We start from the raw sequence: 18,919 nt of genomic DNA, 5'->3' as shown, positions 1-18,919 counted from the left end.
TTGTTTTAGAATTTGTACTTTAAAGTTAAAAATTAATTCCAACGGTTGTTATTAAACTGATTTTTTTTCCAGTACCACATCATTAAAAAACCAGTAATTGCACCTCCAACGTGGGCAAAATGCGCTATACCTGTACCGCCGCTTCCAAATAAAGAGCTTCCTTTAAAGCCTAAAAATAAGTCGATTGCTAAAATTCCAGGAACAAAATATTTTGCTTTAATTGGAATAGGAATAAACATTAGGCCAAGCTGTGCATTTGGAAACATAAATGCAAAAGCTGTAAGCAAACCATAAATTGCCCCAGAAGCACCTAAAACAGGTGACTGAACTATAGCACTCGACTGCGCCAGTGCATTGAATTGTTCTTGAGTACAATGCACTTTGTTTAAAATAGCAGCAATATCACCTTGCACCATTTTTCCGCTCGCATCAAATAATGATGAATAGTTTGCATTCAAAATCAAATGTAATTCTGATTTAGACAAATTCAAATCAGAAACAGAACTTAGAAGGGACTGTAATTGCAAATAGTTTACTCCAGTGTGCAACAATGCCGCACCTAATCCGCAAGAGATATAAAAAAACAAGAATTTCTTTCCGCCCCAAAAATGTTCTAATGCAGAACCAAAACTATACAATGCAAACATATTAAATAAAATATGTGCAAAATTTGGCAATGGCGCATGCATAAACATATGCGTAATAATCTGCCATACCCTAAAATTATCGCTCTCAGGATAATACATCATTAAATAGTCATAAGAAACTGGTACTATTTGAGAGCCAATAAAAAATATAATATTAATAATAAGCAGTTGTTTAACTACTGGAGTCATATTCATCATAAAGCAAACTTTTTATCTATATCTTCAACACGCATGGTAATGAAGGTAGGTTTTTGAAAAGGTGAAATATTCGGATCTTTACAAGCAAACAATCCGTTTACCAAATTATCTTGTTCTTTTTCGGTTAAATAAGATCCTGGTTTAACCGCTAAACTTTTGGCCATTGACTTGGCAATTGTATCGTTCTGACTGTAACTATTTGCTGGAATTCCGTCTTGCAAATCGCTTAACAATTGTTCGATTACCTGTGAGACTTCACTTTCTGTAATATTTACAGGGATTCCAGAAATTACAACATGATCGGTTTTGCTTTCGTCAAAAACAAATCCAGTAGTTTCTAAAGAAGGTTTTAATTCTTCAATTAATTCCATTTCAGATGCCGAATAAAACAAATCTAAAGGAAAAAGCAACTGTTGGCTCGAAGCTTGATTAACGGTCATATTCAGCAAAAATTGTTCGTACAAAATTCGCTGATGCGCACGCTGCTGATCCACAATAATCATTCCCGATTTTATAGGCGAAACGATATATTTTTTATGAATTTGATACGTTTTCTGAGTAGCTTGTTCTACATCTTCATCATTAAACAAAGAAGAAGTCACTTCTTCATTTTCAAATGTGAATGGCGAACTTTCTATGCTTTCTGGATTTTCGACATCTAAACCAACATATAAACTTTCCCAGCTTGTGGTTGGTTCTACCCTTTTGGAATAACCCGAATACGACACCCCAGAAGAAGATGATCCCGACGAAGATGAAAAAGAAGACCCCGAACTATATCCTGATGATCCCGAAGTAGCTTTACTATAATGCTGATTGGTTTTATCATCAGTAAACGGATTAAAAGTTCCATCTACCTGAATCGTTGGAATTCCCACTTCCATATCTTTATAATGATATGGCGTATCTAAATTAGCATCTCTGTCAAAATCTAAAACAGGAGCAACATTAAACTGTCCTAAGCTGTGCTTGATAGACGCTCTTAAAATAGCATACAATGCTTGCTCGTCATCAAACTTAATTTCCGTTTTAGTTGGATGTATATTGATATCAATTGTATTTGGCGGAACCTGCAGATATAAGAAATAACTTGGCTGAGAACCGTCTTTCAGTAATCCGTCGTATGCAGACATTACAGCATGATGCAAGAAACTGCTTTTTATAAATCGATCGTTTACAAAAAAGAACTGCTCACCCCTATTTTTCTTAGCAAATTCAGGCTTACATACAAAACCTTGAACGTTTATAATTTCGGTATCCTCGTTTACAGGAACCAATTTTTCATTCGTTTTTCCTGCCATAATACCAACAATTCGCTGGCGATATCCTGCTGCAGGAAGATTGTACATTTCGCTTCCGTTATGGTAAAAACTAAAATGAATATTTGGATGTGCCAATGCTACACGCTGGAACTCATCCATCACGTGACGAAATTCAACCGTATCGGACTTTAAGAAATTACGGCGAGCTGGAATATTAAAAAATAAGTTTTTAACCGCAAATGAAGTTCCTTTTGGCAAAACAGCGACTTCTTGCGAAACAAATTTACTTCCCTCAATTACAATATGCGTTCCAAGTTCGTCCTGATCCTGTTTGGTTTTCATTTCCATGTGCGCAATCGCCGCGATAGAAGCCAAAGCCTCTCCACGGAAACCTTTTGTTCCAAGCGAAAATAAGTCTTCTGCCTGGCGGATTTTGGAAGTAGCATGACGGGCAAAACACAAACGGGCATCTGTAACGGTCATTCCAACACCATTATCAATTACCTGAACTAGCGATTTACCAGCATCTTTTATAATTAATTTGATATCAGTTGCTTTGGCGTCAACAGCATTTTCTAACAATTCTTTTACGACTGAAGCTGGTCTTTGAACCACTTCTCCAGCAGCAATTTGGTTAGCAACGTGATCAGGAAGCAATTGAATAATACTCGACATTAAGCAAAAATAATTTTAAAGTTTAGATTAGGTTTTTTATAAACCAAGAAGTACAAATTTAGTGAATTTTGGTTGGCTTTTAGAATAAGAATAATCATAAAAAAAACAAAAACTACAACAGTCTATAAAACAGTATGATTGCACGTTATACACAAAAAAACTAGTTCATTTTCTTGATTTCATCCAAGGTATAAACCTTGTATTCCATACCCATTTCTTTTGCATTTTCCTCAACTGTAGTTGTAAAACCTGCTTTCTTTCTTCGATCATTAACTTTAGCAGGATTTTCAATTGGCGAGATGTAATTAAAAAACTCTTTTTTTCCTGTTTCTTTGTTCGTTATTTGTTTCATCTGACCTTGTGTTCCATAAATCTGTTCTTTTCCTTGTTGTGTTAAAAAACGATCTTGCATTTTAGCAAAATAAGTAAAAGGTATTTCTTTCTTTTTTGCTTCTTCCTCAAACATTGATAAATATTCTCCAATTTTAGAACTGTGTTGAATAACATACCACGCAGCAATATTTGTTGGCTCACCCACTAAGCTTTTTCCTGGATAACCATATAGTTTTATAATTTCTTCAACCTTAATCAAATTAAGAGAATCTCGTTTTTTCATCTCTAGCCAAATGCCTTTTCTAAAATTCGGATCATTTTCACGACCAAGGTCTTTTAAGATTTCTTTTTTTCGATCATCAGAAGTATCAAAATTGACATATTCTCTAAGAATTTGATCTGATTTCATAATCGAATCTAGTTCTCTTTTCAAATTTTCATTGATTTTATTCTGAGCATAACTTAGACTAAAGCATAAAATAAAAGCACAAAGTAGATATTTTTTCATAGAAACGAAATTAAAGATCAACTCAAATGTAATATAATTCCGAATTCGATGCGACTTAACACAATCACAAAAAAAGCATAAAAAAAACCTATACTTTTAACAGTATAGGTTTTAATATTTTTTAAAACAAACGCGCTTATTCGTTTTCTATTTTTTTCGGAGAATCTTCAATTTGAATGGCTCCCGAAGCTAATAATGGCTGATTATAAACGTGAGCTATTGAAGCCTGTTGACGAATATAAGCCATTTTAATCGCCGCAATTGCCGCTTCAGTTCCTTTGTTTCCGTGAACTCCTCCACTTCTGTCAATAGATTGCTGCATATTATTATCTGTTAAAACACAGAAAATAACCGGAACATCAGTTTGAACATTCAAATCTTTAATTCCTTGTGTAACACCTTCACAAACAAAATCAAAATGTTTCGTTTCTCCTTGGATTACACATCCAATTACGATAACGGCATCCACATTTTGTGTCTGAAGCATTTTTTTAGCGCCGTAGATTAGCTCAAAACTTCCTGGAACATTCCAACGGATAATTTGTTGGGCAGGAACATCGCAATCAACCAAAGCATCAAAAGCACCATTATAAAGTCCTTCTGTTATAGTATCATTCCATTCAGAAACAACAATCCCAAACCGAAAGTCTTTCGCGTTTGGGATTGTGTTTTTATCGTATTCTGATAGATTTTTATTTTCAGTAGCCATCTGTAATATTTTAGATTTTTGATTTTAGAATTTAGATTCGTAACTACAAATCTACAATCTTAAATCTAAAGTCTAAAATTTTTATTGCGCTAATCCAATCAAAGCATCAACAGAAGCTGCTTCTGGAGTATTATCGTAATTATCTTTAATATCATTAAAGTATTTCAAAGCATCTTCTTTTTGCCCTAAAGCTAAAGCAGTTTTTCCAGCTTTTAACAAGAAACGAGGTGTTGTAAAATCGTTTTTGTTAGATTCAGCAGCTTTCACATAAAAATCTAAAGCTTCTTTTTGCTGATTTTTTTGAGAGTAAGCATCTCCTGTAGCACCTTTAGCTAAAGCACTTAAAACTACATCTTCTGATTTAAATTCACCTAAATATTTAATTGCCTCATCAAATTTACCAGTATTTAAGTAAGCGATACCAGCATAGTAATTTGCCAAATTTCCAGCGTCAGTTCCAGAATATTCGTCCGCGATTTTAATAAATCCGAATTTACCTTCAGAACCGTTTAATGATAATTTGAATAATGAATCGCTAGAAACGCCGTTTACAGCTTTTTCAAAGTTTTGTTGAGCAACAAACATTTCACTTGCAGCCTCTTCTTGTTTAGGAGTTGCTATAAATTTTTGGTAAGCCAAATATCCAATTGTAGCAACCGCGATACCAGCAACTAAACCAATAATGATTTTTTGATTTTTAGCCACCCAATCCTCAGTTCTTGAAGCTGTTTCGTCTAATTTTGAGAAAACTCCAGCTGTTGTGCTGTCTTTTTCGTCAATAACTACTTGTTGCTCTTCATTAACCACTTCTTTTACTTCCTTTTCTTTTGGTGTCTTATATCCTCTTTTATTGTAAGTTGCCATTTAAAATTTATTTAGTGAACGGCAAAAATAAAATTTTTATTGAAACTGAGGTAAAAAATTTCAATTTTATCACTATTTTAAAAGAAATATTTTCATGATTCACTTATCCTTTCGCAAAAGCGGTAAAATAAATAAGCCTAAGAAAGGGCTAAAGCCAATTATATCGATAATTTTCGGTAATTTGCAGCCTCAAATTTTTACTGCTCAAAAGCAGTAAATATTACACTTGGAGTCCTTACAAATGCATTTAAACAAAATCTCATTATTTAATTACAAGAACTTTTCTGAAGCAAGTTTTGATTTTGACATCAAAATAAACTGTTTTGTTGGAAAAAATGGCATTGGAAAAACTAATGTGCTCGATGCTATTTATCATTTGGCATACGGGAAAAGTTATTTTAATCCGCTTGCTGTTCAAAACATCAAACATGGCGAAGAGTTTTTTGTAATTGATGCCGAACTCGAAAAAAATGAGAGAACCGAGCAGATTGTTTGCAGTTTAAAAAAAGGACAGAAAAAAGTTCTAAAGCGAAATGGAAAACCTTACGACAAATTCTCCGATCATATTGGTTTTATTCCGTTAGTTATTATTTCGCCTGCAGATAGAGATTTAATCGTTGAAGGAAGCGAAACTCGCCGTAAATTTATGGACAGTGTGATTTCGCAATTAGATGCTACTTATCTACACGAATTAATACAATATCAAAAGGTAATCACACAGCGAAATGCACTTTTAAAATATTTTGCTTTGAATCATGTTTTTGACAATGATACCTTATCTATATATAACGAACAGTTACAAGGTTACGGAAAATCGATTTTTGAAAAACGAAAAGATTTTCTAGAACAGTTTATACCTATATTTAATAGACACCATCAGGCAATAACGGGATCTGAAGAAAGTGTGCAATTGGTTTACGAAAGTCATTTGTTCGAAAAAGACCTTTTAACGCTTTTGCAGGAAAACATCAATAAAGATCGAGCGCTGCATTATACCTCTGTTGGAATCCATAAAGATGATTTGTCTTTTGAAATTGATTTGCATCCGATAAAAAAATTCGGATCTCAAGGTCAGCAGAAATCTTTTCTAATTGCTTTAAAATTGGCGCAATTCGAGTTTTTGAAAAAACAAAGCGGTGTAAAGCCCATTCTTTTGTTCGATGATATTTTTGATAAACTGGACGAAACGCGTGTTGCCAAAATTGTAGAAATGGTAAACAGTGAAACCTTTGGACAGCTTTTTATTTCGGATACACATCCAGAAAGAACCGAAGCGATTGTAAAATCGACACATCAGACTTATAAGATATTCAATTTGTAATTCGGGAAATTTGGTACAATTTGTATCAGTTTTCATAATTAATCACAAAATAGAAATCAGTAAATTAGCCTGAACAAAAAAACTTAAAAACAACTGCAATAAAATATATAAGGATTATGTTAACGAAAGAATCATTGCAATTTTTAGACGATTTAAAAAAGAACAATAACCGCGAATGGTTTCAGGAAAATAAAAAGCGATACGAAGTTTTCAAGAAAGATTACCATCAATTGGTAAGCGATTTTTTGGATGCCATGAAACCGCTTGATCCTTCATTGGAATTATTGGAAGTTAAAAACTGCACTTTCAGAATAAACCGTGACATTCGTTTTTCTAAAGACAAATCTCCTTATAAAGCACATTTGGGCGTTTGGATGTCAGCTGGTGCAAAAGGTGCAAAAGGTGCAAATCGTGCCGGATATTATGTTCATATAGAAAAAGGTGCGAGTTTTATTGCTGGCGGATTTTATTCGCCTGAAGCGGAAGACTTAAAGAAAGTCCGTAAAGAAATCGCTTTTTTCTACGAAGATTTACAGGAAATTTTAAACGATAAAAACTTCAAGAAAGAATTTGGAAGTTTAGACATCAACGAAAACAATTCACTTAAAAGCATGCCTCGCGGTTATGAAAAAGACCATCCTGCAATTGAGTTTTTAAAATTGAAAAGTTTCACTGCAACTCAGGTTTATAATGTTTCTGAGGTGACGGAAAAAGATTTCGTAAAGAAAATGAGCCAAAAACTTATTGCTTTAAAACCACTAAACGAATTCATCAACCGCGCTTTGGATACTGAAGAATTTTAGAGATAAAAAAAAATCGCTACGAATTCACGAATTATTCAAAATTAATTCGTGAATTCGTGGTGAAAAAACTTTTATAATGAAAAGGAAAATACTTTTTCTTGGAGAATCTTATCGCGCTGATGCTATCACTTGGATGAAAGGCCTGAAAGAATTTGGTGATTTTGAAATTATTACTTGGGAACTTCAAACTTCTAACAACCATAGATTCAAACGTATTTTAGAGTATTTCTTCTCTCCTTTTTCCATTCGAAAAACAATCAGAAAAGAAAAACCAGACATGGTAATTGCTGAAAGAACCACTAGTTATGGTTTTCTTGCAGCAATTTCTGGCTCTAAAACCATTGCAATCGCACAGCAAGGACGAACCGATTTATGGCCAGAAGAATCTAAATTATATCCTTTTAAGAAATTTATCCAAAAATACGCTTTCAAAAAAGCACATTTAATTCATGCTTGGGGACCCGTTATGGCAATTCACATGAAAGCATCTGGAGTTGACATGAACAAAGTTCTAGTTCTTCCAAAAGGAATTGACTTATCACTTTTTACTCCATCAACAAATAATTCAAACAAAATTGAAGCGATTGTTACGCGCTCGCTTCAGCCAGAATACCGACACGATTCTATTTTAAAAGCTTTCGGAATCTTAAGCCAAAAAGGAATTGATTTTTCTTTGACGATTGTTGGCGATGGAACAAGACTGCAATATTTAAAAGATTTGGCGAGAGAGCTGCAAATCGAAAATAAAGTGATTTTTACAGGAAGAATCCCGAATACAGAGCTTCCAAAATTATTACAGCAATCGAATATTTATATCAGCATGCCAATTACCGAAGGCGTTTCGGCCTCTTTGTTTGAGGCAATGGCTTCCAATTGTTTTCCTGTTGTTTCTGATATTCCTGGAAACCAAAGCTGGATTACACACCGAGAAAATGGTCAATTAATTACAATTGATGACATTAAAATGTTAGCCAATGAATTAATCTGGTCTTTTGAAAATCCTAAATTGCGAAATGAAGCGATTACTCGAAATAGAAAATTTGTCGAGGAAAATGCGAATTATGATATTAATATGAAAGTTATTTCGGAGAAGTATCATGAATTGCTGAATCTGCATGATATTTAAACGCCAAGAACGCAAAGCTTAGCGAACTTTGCGTAAACTTTGTGCCTTTGCGGTAAAATACAGCCACAAATAAATTATAATTCATACTTTTGAACTATATTAAAAAGCCTTTTATTTATGGAAATCCAATCCAATTTTTCTTTAAAAAAATATAATACTTTCGGCATTGAAGCCAATGCCAAACAATTTGTTGCCGTTCATTCTATTGCTGAATTGAAAACAGTTTTAGCAGCAAACCAAAACGAGAAAAAATTTATTTTAGGAGGCGGAAGCAATATGCTTTTAACAAAAGATATTGACGCTTTGGTGATTCATATCGATTTAAAAGGCAAAAAAACAATTAAAGAAGACGACGATTTTGTTTGGGTTGAAAGTCAGGCTGGAGAAACTTGGCACGATTTCGTACTTTATACAATTGATAATAATTTTGGCGGATTAGAAAACATGTCGCTTATTCCTGGAAATGTCGGCACAACGCCAGTTCAGAATATTGGAGCTTATGGAACGGAAATTAAAGACACTTTCGTTTCTTGCGAAGCCATGAATATTGAAACTCAGGAAATGAGAACTTTCAACAATGCTGAATGTAATTTTGGCTACCGCGAAAGTATTTTCAAACATGAAGTAAAAGACCAATATATTATTACTTCGGTTATTTTTAAATTGACCAAACGCAATCATAAAATCAACACCTCTTATGGAGATATTTTGGCCGAATTGGCTAAAAACAACATTACAGAACCAACACTAAAAGATGTGAGCAATGCTGTAATCGCGATTAGACAAAGTAAATTGCCAGATCCGAAAGAACTAGGAAACAGCGGAAGTTTCTTCAAAAATCCGATTTTATTGAAATCTGATTTTGAGAAAATCCACCAAAAATTTCCAGAAATGAAATTTTACGAAGTTTCAGAAACCGAAGTAAAAGTTCCTGCAGGTTGGCTGATTGAACAAGCTGGTTTTAAAGGGAAACGTTTTGGAGATGCCGGAGTACATAAAAACCAAGCTTTAGTTTTAGTGAATTATGGAAATGCAACTGGACAAGAAATTTTAGCCGTTTCAAAAGAAGTTCAGAAAACCGTTTTTGAAAAATTCGGCATTCAAATTGAAGCAGAAGTAAATGTGATTTGAAAATAAAACTTCATTAATGAAATCTTTTTAATGAAAAAATTAAACGTAGGGATTCTTATAATTCATTTTTTAGGAATGATTTTCCTAATTGATGGCATTTATCAATTACGATTATTTACTGTTGCAGATAAAGTTATTTGCATGAAGCATCAATTTCAATTTCAGAAACCTGAAATCTGGAATAGATTATTCCCTACAAATGAAGATGTTTTAAATTTCTGGCCAAGTGTCTATATCTGGATCTTTTTTGCTCTTCTGGTTGGCATTTTTTATGTTGGATTCCTGAACTGGAAAAACAGACTTTCTTCTATAAACACTATTTTATTGGCACTTGCCCTATATGTTCTTTTACGATTAAAGTTTTTTAGAAAAGAAATATTTTCACTTCTTTTCCGACCACTTAGAGTATTACTTTCAGATAGTTTTGCCATACAATGTTTAATAGAAGGAATTATCTTTACCATTATTGGTTTTGTCCTTATTTATTTTGGCGCAAATTCAAAATTGTTCAACTTAAACAAAGCAACAATTGAGAGTTAAACCTTGAGTTTGTTTGTAAAATCTCTTTCTTAAACCACAAATAATGTACACACCTGATTTATATAAAAACGAAAATCCTGAGGAAATTAGAGCTTTTTTGAAAGAAAATAGTTTTGGAATCCTGATCAATCAGACCAACGGAAAATTATGCGCAACGCATATTCCGATAGAATTGGAAATGAATGCTGACGGAAAAGAAATTTTGCAAGGGCATATTTCAAAACTGAATCCGCAAGCGGAAGGTTTTGTGGCAAATGATCAGATTTTGGCCATTTTTACAGGTCCACACAGTTACATTTCTTCTTCTTGGTACGATCACGAAAATGTGCCAACTTGGAATTACATAGCTGTACATGTTTACGGAAGAATCAAGATTGTGGATTACGAAACTTCAGTAGAACAACTGAAAAAACTTGTAGATAAATACGAAGCAAATTCTAAAAATCCAGTACGAGTTGAAGATTTATCTGAAAAAACAATGCGCGAAGCCAGAGAGATTTTTGGTTTTGAAATCGAAATTGACGAAATTCAAGCCACAAAAAAACTCTCCCAAAACCGTGACGATCATAATTACAAAAACATAATTTCGGAATTAGAAAAAACCGAAAACCCTCAGTCTATTGCTGTTGCAAAAGAAATGTCAAAATGCCGAAAGTAAATCTGCTTTAGCTATTGAAATTATCGAATTGATAAGTACATTTGCAGTCGCAGAACGTGAAAATTAATAGAATCAAATAAATCAGATGCTTATATACATATTTTACTTTTTTATTGCTATTGTCGTAGTTCAATTATTTTATTATTTAGGAGTCTTTGGGAAATTTGCTTTTGCTAAACCACAGCACATTAAGCCTAAAAATCTTCCAGTTTCTGTAATCGTTTGCGCTAAAAACGAAGAAGAGAATGTAAAAAAATACATTCCGCTTTTGGCACAGCAAGATTATCCAGATTTTGAAATTGTCTTAATTGACGATGCATCTAGCGATGAAACTCTTGAAGTTTTTGAAGAATTTGAAAAAGAATTCTCTAATATCCGTTTGGTAAAAGTTGAAAATAACGAGGCTTTCTGGGGAAATAAAAAATACGCTTTAACGCTTGGAATAAAAGCGGCAAAGAAAGATTATTTGCTTTTTACAGATGCAGATTGTTTCCCAAATTCAAAAGACTGGATTACTTCTATGACTTCTCATTTTACTATGAACAAAACAATCGTTTTAGGATATGGAGGTTACGAAAAAGTAGAACGTTCGTTTTTAAATAAAATTATTCGCTTTGAAACTGTCCTAACAGCAATACAATATTTTTCTTGGGCAAAAATGGGACTTCCTTATATGGGAGTCGGCAGAAATCTTGCTTACAAAAAAGAAGAGTTTTTTAATGTAAATGGTTTTATTGACCACATTCAGATTCGTTCTGGCGATGACGATTTATTCATTAATCAGGCCGCAAATAAAACAAACACGACTATTTCTTATACCCCTGAAAGTTTTACCTATTCAAAACCTAAGACCACTTACAAGGAATGGTTTACTCAGAAAAGAAGACATATTTCTACCGCAGAACATTACAAGTTCTTTGATAAAATGCAGTTAGGATTATTCTTCATTTCACAATTATTTTTCTTTTTATTAGTTATTGTATTACTAGCATTTCAATTCCAATGGATTGCCGTATTAGCAATTTTAGCGACACGCTATACCGTTGTATGGACCGTAATTGGATTTTCAGCAGGAAAATTAAAAGAAAAAGATATTAAAATTTGGTTTCCAGTTGTTGAGATAGCGCTTATATTAACGCAAATTAATATCTTTATAACTAATATCTTTTCAAAACCCGTATATTGGAAATAAATTCTAAAATAGAAAAAGCAAAAAAAGGCGATCAGATCGCCTTTACTTTTTTATTAGATCATTATTGGAATGAAGTGTATTCGTTTATGCTCAAACGAACCGAAAACGAAACCACCGCAGAAGATATTACCATAGAAACCTTCTCTAAAGCTTTTGATAAAATAGCTTCTTATAATTCAGAATTTCAGTTTAACACCTGGCTTATTGCAATTGCAAAAAATGTCTATATTGATTTGCTTCGAAAAAAGAAGACCAATCTTTTTATAGAAATCACAGACAACGAAGACCAGCAGGCATACAACATTGCCGACCCTACTCCATCTGCAGAAGATGCTTTAATTAAAGAACAGAATCTTTCTCGTCTGCTTCTATGCATCAAAGAACTTAAACCACACTACCAAGAAGTAATTCAGCTTCGTTATTTTCAGGAAATGTCTTATCAGGAAATTGCCGTTAAGATAAACGAACCATTAAGTAGCGTTAAAGTGAAACTTTTGCGAGCTAAAAAATTATTAGCCGAAATTATCGAACGTAACAGATAATTTATTATCTTTAAATAAAGAATAAATAATTACTCGTTTTATTCTTAAAATAAACAGATTTCCATAATACTAAAACTACAACTTTTACGTTGTTAGCTCAAACCTAAACCTTTTCTGCGTATGATTTAAAGTTACTTAACCTTAAAACCCAAAAATTATGTCTAAATTAAGCATTTATGAAAACAAGTGGACCGATCTTGTTTTCGAGAACAAAAACAAAGAATACGGCGCTTATCAGCTACGTCAGGAGAATTCCAAAAACTCTGTTACAGCTCTCTTTATGGGTTTATTGTTAATAACGGCTTTAGGAAGTGCACCTGTACTTATTAGCAAAATTACGTCTTCAACTGTTGAAGTTGAGCCAGAACCAACAATCTACAAACCTACGGTTATCCCCGTAGATCCTATTGTTGTGCCACCACCGCCAGCTCCGCCTGCACCTATGGTTGAACAGAGTTCAGCACCAAAAACAGATGCGGTACAGCTAACAAATCCTGTAGTAGCGAGAACACAAGAGGCAGTTGAAAATATTGCATCAAATACAGAAAATGTACCTGCTACAGACAATACAACTGGAAATGGACCTGCAATTAATACAATGCCTTCTTCTGGAGGAAATGGAGATGTTGCTTCGGTTGCACCGCCAACAAACGATCCTGTTTCTGTTGCGGTTCTGGATAAGCTTCCAGAATTCCCAGGTGGAATCGCGCAGTTTTACAAGTATGTTGGAAACAATTTCCGCAGACCAGAACTTGATGTAGAAAAAACATTAAGAGTGTATGTATCGTTTGTAGTTGAAAAAGACGGATCGCTTACAGACATTATGGTAAAAAATGATCCTGGTTATGGAGTAGGAAAAGAAGCTATTAGAGTCTTGAAATCATTAAAAACAAAATGGGCTCCAGGAGTTCTAGACGGAAAACCAGTTAGAACTGCATACAATCTTCCAATCACAATAAAAACAGAAGTCGAATAATATAAATATTTTGAAAAGTGAAAAAGCAGAACTTAGGTTCTGCTTTTTTGTTTACATTTAATTCATCTATCAAACCCTATCTAATTAAAATTCAACTTTAATGCCTTTTACATTTTCGCATCCTGCAATAATTCTTCCGTTAAGATATTTACCAAAATCATGGTTTTCTTTAACAGCTTTAGTAATCGGAAGCCTTACTCCTGATTTCGAATATTTTCTCCGCATGAAAGTCAAAAGCGATTACAGCCATACTCTAAATGGTGTTTTCTGGTTTGATTTGCCTTTTGCTCTTTTACTAACTTTTCTTTTCCATAATTTAACTAGAAATCTCTTGTTTCAAAATCTTCCATTTTTTATAAAAAACAGAATTCTAATTTTTACAGATTTTGACTGGAATGTTTATTTTAAAAAAAATTGGCTTATCGTTTTAATCTCTTTATTGGTTGGAATATTTTCTCATATTTTCTGGGATGCTTTTACACATAAACATGGTTATTTTGTTCATCAATTTGATACTTTTCAAAACACCTTATCAATATTTGGAGTAGAAATTCCGTTTTGGAAAATAGCTCAGCATTCAAGCACTCTTTTTGGAATTAGTGTTATAGTATATGCTTTCTCTAAACTTCCAAAAGTTTCTTATCCCCAAACCGCTATTAATAAACTGTATTGGAGTGCTGTTGTTTTATTTACCGCTACGATTTTATTAATGAGATTTGCATTAGATCCAAAAGCTTTAAATATTGGAAATTTAATTGTCACTTTTATAGCATCCTTCTTAACGGCCATAACAGTTGTTCCGTTAATAATTAAATTTAAATCAAACCAAAAAAATTAACAAAATCGACTACATTTACTCCTTCAAAACTGAAATCATTTTAACTAAATTAAAACAGAATAATGGGAATATTTTCAGCAATTCTTGGCAATGCAGGTTCAGTAAGTCAAGAAGATTTAATTAAAAAATACGGACAGCTTTTGACGGCAAATGAAGAAATCGAAATGGGTTTTAAACTTATTCGCGATACTTTTATTTTCACCAACAAACGATTAATCTTGGTTGATGTACAAGGAATTACAGGAAGTAAAACAGAATACAAATCTATTGGTTATAAAAGCATTACTCGTTTTAGTGTAGAAACAGCTGGAACTTTTGATTTGGATGCCGAATTAAAAATCTGGATTTCAAGCGAACAACATCCGAGTATTGTAAAACAATTCAATAAATCGGTTAATGTTTATGAAGTGCAAAAGATTCTTGCTTTTCATGTATTAGGATAAAAAACAAACCCGGCAAAATGCCGGGTTTGTTTTTTATGATTACACACAACTCTTATTTCTTTTTGGTTGTAGTTTTCTTAGCAGTTGTTGCTTTTTTAGTTGTAGTGGCTGCTGGAACTGTATTTACAATCTTTTGTTGCACATAAGGTTTATACAAACCATCTTTTTCTGCCCTTTTCTTAGCTTCATCTGCTCTTTTCTGTGAATCTGGATGCGAACTCATCATTTGATCAATAAACGAAGCTTGTGACCCTTCGCTCATTTTTGCCAAAATTCTAAAAGCAGATTCTTCAGCATTTACATCGTAACCATTTTTCTTCATGAAATTGTAAGCAAATAAATCTGCCTCAGATTCTTGTTTACGACTATATTTACTATCAATAATTGCGCTTCCAATTTTTCCAAGCTGACTATCGGTAACTGTCGCCACTGTTGCAGACTGAGAAGCTGCTCCATCCATTAAAGCTTCTTTTTGATAAGCCGCGCGAATAGCATCTCTCGAATCATTGTTTGCTACGTGTCCGATTTCATGCCCAATTACAGCAATTAATTCATTGTCATCCATAATATCCATTAAACCTGAATATACACGAACGCTTCCGTCTGCAGTTGCAAAAGCATTTACTTCTTTCAACTTATATACTTTATAATTTAAAGTAAATCCGTCACCAGAAGCATGTTTTCCAAAAACACGATTTAATCTTAAAGTGTAACCGTCAGTTGGTCCAGCAATTTCATGTTCGGCATCTAATTTATCTACCGCTTCTTTAGATAATTTTGCCGCATCGGCATTACTAAAAGTAAAACCCGTAACTCCTTTTTGAACTGCACCAATCGCCTTATCTCCAAAATTAATCTGTGCAGTCATTTTAGTCAAACCAAATGCTGTAAATAAAAGTCCCGCTATTATAAATTTCTTTTTCATATTTTTTTATAATTACAATTTAACAACAAATGTAGCATAACAAAATGCTTTTTTAATTTCACACAAAACTTGTTTTTCAACAAATAAAGATATAACATTTTTATGAGCTGATAATCAATATATAGTGGATTTTGCTTCTATCCTAAAAAGAAAAAACCGGCAAACTCTTTAGATTTACCGGTTTTGAATAATGTATAACTTATTTCTTTTTTGCTGTACTTGTTTTCTTTGTTGCTGTGGTTGTCTTTTTTGTAGCATTTACTGGAGCTGTATTGACAATTTTCTGTTGCTCATAAACATGATATAAACCATCTTTTGTTGCTCTTTTTTTGGCTTCATCAGCCCTTTTTCCTGGATCTGGATGAGAACTCTGCATTCTTGAAATAAAAGATGAGTCTGCTCCTTCACTTATTTTTTGTAGAATTCTAAAAGATGACTCTACAGCGTTAACATCGTAACCATTTTTTTTCATAAAATCGTAAGCAAAAGAATCTGCTTTAGACTCTTGTTTTCTATTATGCCCACTATCAATCATTGCACTTCCTAATTTTCCATATTCAGATTTTGAAAGAGTAGATACAATATCCGACTGTGATGCCGCCGCATGCAATAAAGCTTCTTTTTTATAAAATGCTTTAATTCCATTTTTACTATCATGATTTACCACATGGCCAATTTCATGCCCAATAATTGCCAGTAATTCATTATCGTCCATAATATTCATTAAACCTGCAAATACACGAACACTTCCATCCGCACAAGCAAAAGCATTTATGTCTTTTACTAAATAAACTTTATAATTCAAAGTAACGCCCTCACTAGAAGAATGTTTTCCAAATAAGCGATTTAATCGAATTGCATAACCATCTGTCGCTTCAGCCACCGGATTATTTGCATCTAGTTCTGTAATTCCTTTTTGAGCCATAGCTACTGCATCGGCGTCACTAAAAGTAAATCCTAACATAGTTTTATCTAAAAGCGATAATTCTTTCTTATCTGAGCTCTCTTGTGCATTCATTTTAGTAAGACCTAAGATTGCAATTAAAACTCCTAATACAACAAATTTCTTTTTCATGTCCTTAATCTTTTAAAGTATCGGGTAAAATTAGCTTCCCTTTTTTTTCTGCAGTATCCCAAAAAGACAAATTTGCAATAGATTAAGGTATACGCTAAAAAATTTAAAAAAAAGCAAATTCGAAAAAGCAAAGGAAAAGCAAATAAACATCTCAAAATAAACTACATTCCGTATCTTTGCACTTTGAACATTGATATATGGAAACAGTCACTGAAAATATACAAACCACAAAACCAAAGTGGTTAAAAGTAAAATTACCTATCGGACAAAAATATACTGAACTTAGAGGTTTAGTTGATAAATATAGTTTAAATACCATTTGTACTTCTGGAAGCTGTCCAAACATGGGCGAATGTTGGGGTGAAGGAACAGCAACTTTTATGATTTTAGGAAATGTCTGTACGCGTTCTTGCGGTTTCTGCGGTGTAAAAACAGGCAGACCAGAAACGGTAGATTGGGATGAGCCTGAAAAAGTAGCTCGTTCTATTAAAATCATGAATATCAAACATGCTGTAATCACTAGCGTTGACAGAGACGATATTAAAGACGGTGGTTCTATCATTTGGATGGAAACCGTGAGAGCCATCAGAAGAATGAACCCTCAAACTACTCTTGAAACTTTGATCCCAGATTTTCAAGGAATTGAAAGAAACCTTGATCGAATTGTAGAAGCAAATCCTGAAGTTGTTTCGCATAACATGGAAACTGTACGACGTTTGACTCGCGAAGTTCGTATTCAAGCTAAATATGACAGAAGTTTAGAAGTACTTCGTTATCTGAAAGAAAAAGGAATCAACAGAACAAAATCTGGAATTATGCTTGGTCTTGGAGAAACTGAAGAAGAAGTTTTCCAGACTATGACAGATTTAAGAAATGCAAATGTTGATGTTGTAACAATTGGACAGTATTTACAACCAAGTAAAAAACATCTTCCTGTAAAAGAATTTATTACACCTGAACAATTTGCCAGATATGAAAAATTTGGTCTTGATTTAGGTTTCAGACATGTTGAGAGTGGACCTCTTGTTCGTTCTTCATATAAAGCACAAAAACATATTTTATAAATTTAGGTTAATCGTTTAATCGCAAAGACGTTTAACGGTTTGAAACAATTAAACGATTAACCAATTAAACGAATAAACCGAATAATTGAAAACAAGAATTGCTATTAATGGATTTGGGAGAATTGGAAGAAATTTATTCCGATTGCTTTTAAATCACCCCGAAATCGAAGTCGTTGCTATAAATGATATTGCAGACAACAAAACCATGTCGCATTTAATTAAATATGACAGTATTCACGGTGTTTTGAAAGCCGAAGTAAGTCATGACGAAAATAGTATCATTGTAGACGGAAGGCATTTTTTCTTTTTTCATGAAAAAAACATTTCAAACATAGACTGGAAATCGCATTCGATTGATATTGTGATTGAATCGACAGGTAAATATAAAACGCATGAAGAATTAAATGCGCATCTGGAAGCTGGAGCAAAAAAAGTAATTCTTTCGGCTCCATCAGAAGTTGACACTATCAAAACGGTAGTTCTTGGTGTAAACGAACATATTTTGGATGGAAACGAAGATATAGTTTCTAATGCAAGCTGTACAACGAATAATGCTGCTCCGATGATCAAAATTATCGAAGAATTGTGCGGAATTGAGCAAGCTTACATTACTACTATACATTCTTTCACGACAGACCAAAGTCTTCATGACCAGCCTCATAAGGATTTACGCCGTGCGAGAGGTGCCAGCCAGTCGATTGTTCCAACAACTACAGGTGCAGCTAAGGCATTAACAAAAATTTTTCCTAAATTGCACAATAAAATGGGCGGTTGTGGTATTAGAGTCCCAGTTCCAGACGGTTCATTAACAGACATAACCTTCAATGTAAAACGTGCCGTGAGCATTGAAGAAATAAATAAAGCATTCCAACAAGCCTCAAAGACAAATTTAAAAGGAATATTAGATTATACCGAAGATCCGATTGTTTCGGTTGATGTAATTGGCAATACAAATTCTTGTTTATTTGATGCACAGCTAACTTCGGTTATCGATAAAATGGTAAAAGTTGTAGGCTGGTACGATAACGAAATTGGCTATTCATCAAGATTGATCGATTTAATTTTACTGATAAGAAAAAAATAAGATTC

20 protein-coding genes are annotated in these 18,919 nt (G+C 33.4%); 13 read left to right on the top strand and 7 right to left on the bottom strand.

Going from position 1 to position 18,919, the window contains the following annotated elements:
• Positions 1-32: 32 nt before the first annotated feature.
• The 5 genes from BSF41_RS10395 to BSF41_RS10375 form a co-directional block, all read right to left on the bottom strand.
• Positions 33-845, bottom strand: a complete 813-nt coding sequence (locus BSF41_RS10395) for a rhomboid family intramembrane serine protease (RefSeq protein ID WP_172426882.1) — start codon at positions 843-845, stop codon at positions 33-35.
• The gene (gene mutL, locus BSF41_RS10390) at positions 842-2,782 is read right to left on the bottom strand and encodes a DNA mismatch repair endonuclease MutL (RefSeq protein WP_095929435.1); all 1,941 of its coding nucleotides are present in this window, start codon (positions 2,780-2,782) and stop codon (positions 842-844) included. The genes BSF41_RS10395 and mutL overlap by 4 nt, the downstream gene beginning before the upstream one ends.
• Positions 2,783-2,942: 160 nt before the next feature.
• Positions 2,943-3,623 (bottom strand): DUF6624 domain-containing protein, encoded by a 681-nt coding sequence (locus BSF41_RS10385; RefSeq protein WP_095929434.1) that lies wholly within the window; start codon positions 3,621-3,623, stop codon positions 2,943-2,945.
• Between the two features lie 136 nt (positions 3,624-3,759).
• Positions 3,760-4,332 carry a 6,7-dimethyl-8-ribityllumazine synthase gene (ribH, locus tag BSF41_RS10380; protein WP_095929433.1) on the bottom strand — a complete coding sequence of 191 codons (573 nt, stop codon included), beginning with the start codon at positions 4,330-4,332 and terminating at the stop codon, positions 3,760-3,762.
• Positions 4,333-4,413: 81 nt separating this feature from the next.
• Complete coding sequence (locus tag BSF41_RS10375; RefSeq protein WP_095929432.1) at positions 4,414-5,196, bottom strand: tetratricopeptide repeat protein; 783 nt, start codon at positions 5,194-5,196, stop codon at positions 4,414-4,416.
• Positions 5,197-5,437: 241 nt separating this feature from the next.
• On the opposite strand from BSF41_RS10375, the gene BSF41_RS10370 reads away from it, so the two are divergent.
• The 11 genes from BSF41_RS10370 to BSF41_RS10320 all read left to right on the top strand — a co-directional run bounded on the left by BSF41_RS10370 (position 5,438) and on the right by BSF41_RS10320 (position 14,766).
• The gene (locus BSF41_RS10370; protein WP_095929431.1) at positions 5,438-6,517 is read left to right on the top strand and encodes a DNA replication/repair protein RecF; all 1,080 of its coding nucleotides are present in this window, start codon (positions 5,438-5,440) and stop codon (positions 6,515-6,517) included.
• Positions 6,518-6,633: 116 nt separating this feature from the next.
• Positions 6,634-7,320, top strand: a complete 687-nt coding sequence (locus BSF41_RS10365; RefSeq protein ID WP_095929430.1) for a DUF2461 domain-containing protein — start codon at positions 6,634-6,636, stop codon at positions 7,318-7,320.
• A 76-nt stretch (positions 7,321-7,396) separates the two neighbouring features.
• The gene (locus BSF41_RS10360) at positions 7,397-8,446 is read left to right on the top strand and encodes a glycosyltransferase (protein ID WP_095929429.1); all 1,050 of its coding nucleotides are present in this window, start codon (positions 7,397-7,399) and stop codon (positions 8,444-8,446) included.
• Positions 8,447-8,563: 117 nt separating this feature from the next.
• Positions 8,564-9,577, top strand: coding sequence for a UDP-N-acetylmuramate dehydrogenase (gene murB / locus BSF41_RS10355; RefSeq protein WP_095929428.1), 1,014 nt, complete (start codon positions 8,564-8,566; stop codon positions 9,575-9,577).
• Positions 9,578-9,607: 30 nt separating this feature from the next.
• Positions 9,608-10,117, top strand: a complete 510-nt coding sequence (locus BSF41_RS10350; RefSeq protein WP_095929427.1) for a hypothetical protein — start codon at positions 9,608-9,610, stop codon at positions 10,115-10,117.
• Positions 10,118-10,160: 43 nt separating this feature from the next.
• Entirely contained in the window at positions 10,161-10,775 is a 615-nt protein-coding gene (locus BSF41_RS10345; protein WP_095929426.1) for an FMN-binding negative transcriptional regulator, read from the top strand.
• A gap of 85 nt (positions 10,776-10,860) precedes the next feature.
• Entirely contained in the window at positions 10,861-11,967 is a 1,107-nt protein-coding gene (locus tag BSF41_RS10340) for a glycosyltransferase (protein WP_095929425.1), read from the top strand.
• Entirely contained in the window at positions 11,958-12,509 is a 552-nt protein-coding gene (locus BSF41_RS10335) for an RNA polymerase sigma factor (protein WP_095929424.1), read from the top strand. The genes BSF41_RS10340 and BSF41_RS10335 overlap by 10 nt, the downstream gene beginning before the upstream one ends.
• A 157-nt stretch (positions 12,510-12,666) precedes the next feature.
• A complete protein-coding gene (locus tag BSF41_RS10330) occupies positions 12,667-13,485 on the top strand; it encodes an energy transducer TonB (protein WP_095929423.1) in 819 nt (272 codons plus the stop codon).
• A gap of 100 nt (positions 13,486-13,585) precedes the next feature.
• Positions 13,586-14,323 carry a DUF4184 family protein gene (locus BSF41_RS10325; protein ID WP_095929422.1) on the top strand — a complete coding sequence of 246 codons (738 nt, stop codon included), beginning with the start codon at positions 13,586-13,588 and terminating at the stop codon, positions 14,321-14,323.
• 62 nt (positions 14,324-14,385) lie between these two features.
• Positions 14,386-14,766, top strand: a complete 381-nt coding sequence (locus tag BSF41_RS10320) for a PH domain-containing protein (protein WP_095929421.1) — start codon at positions 14,386-14,388, stop codon at positions 14,764-14,766.
• 52 nt (positions 14,767-14,818) lie between these two features.
• On the opposite strand, the gene BSF41_RS10315 is transcribed toward BSF41_RS10320, so the two are convergent.
• A complete protein-coding gene (locus BSF41_RS10315; RefSeq protein ID WP_095929420.1) occupies positions 14,819-15,691 on the bottom strand; it encodes a M48 family metalloprotease in 873 nt (290 codons plus the stop codon).
• A gap of 199 nt (positions 15,692-15,890) precedes the next feature.
• Complete coding sequence (locus tag BSF41_RS10310) at positions 15,891-16,766, bottom strand: M48 family metalloprotease (protein ID WP_095929419.1); 876 nt, start codon at positions 16,764-16,766, stop codon at positions 15,891-15,893.
• A gap of 197 nt (positions 16,767-16,963) precedes the next feature.
• On the opposite strand from BSF41_RS10310, the gene lipA reads away from it, so the two are divergent.
• The gene (lipA, locus tag BSF41_RS10305) at positions 16,964-17,830 is read left to right on the top strand and encodes a lipoyl synthase (RefSeq protein ID WP_095929418.1); all 867 of its coding nucleotides are present in this window, start codon (positions 16,964-16,966) and stop codon (positions 17,828-17,830) included.
• 85 nt (positions 17,831-17,915) lie between these two features.
• The gene (gene gap / locus BSF41_RS10300) at positions 17,916-18,914 is read left to right on the top strand and encodes a type I glyceraldehyde-3-phosphate dehydrogenase (protein WP_095929417.1); all 999 of its coding nucleotides are present in this window, start codon (positions 17,916-17,918) and stop codon (positions 18,912-18,914) included.
• Positions 18,915-18,919: the final 5 nt, after the last annotated feature.

The sequence above is a fragment of the Flavobacterium sp. ACN2 genome (genome assembly GCF_002303885.1).
Classification (GTDB): domain Bacteria; phylum Bacteroidota; class Bacteroidia; order Flavobacteriales; family Flavobacteriaceae; genus Flavobacterium.
This window is presented reverse-complemented; position numbering and strand designations above follow the sequence as displayed.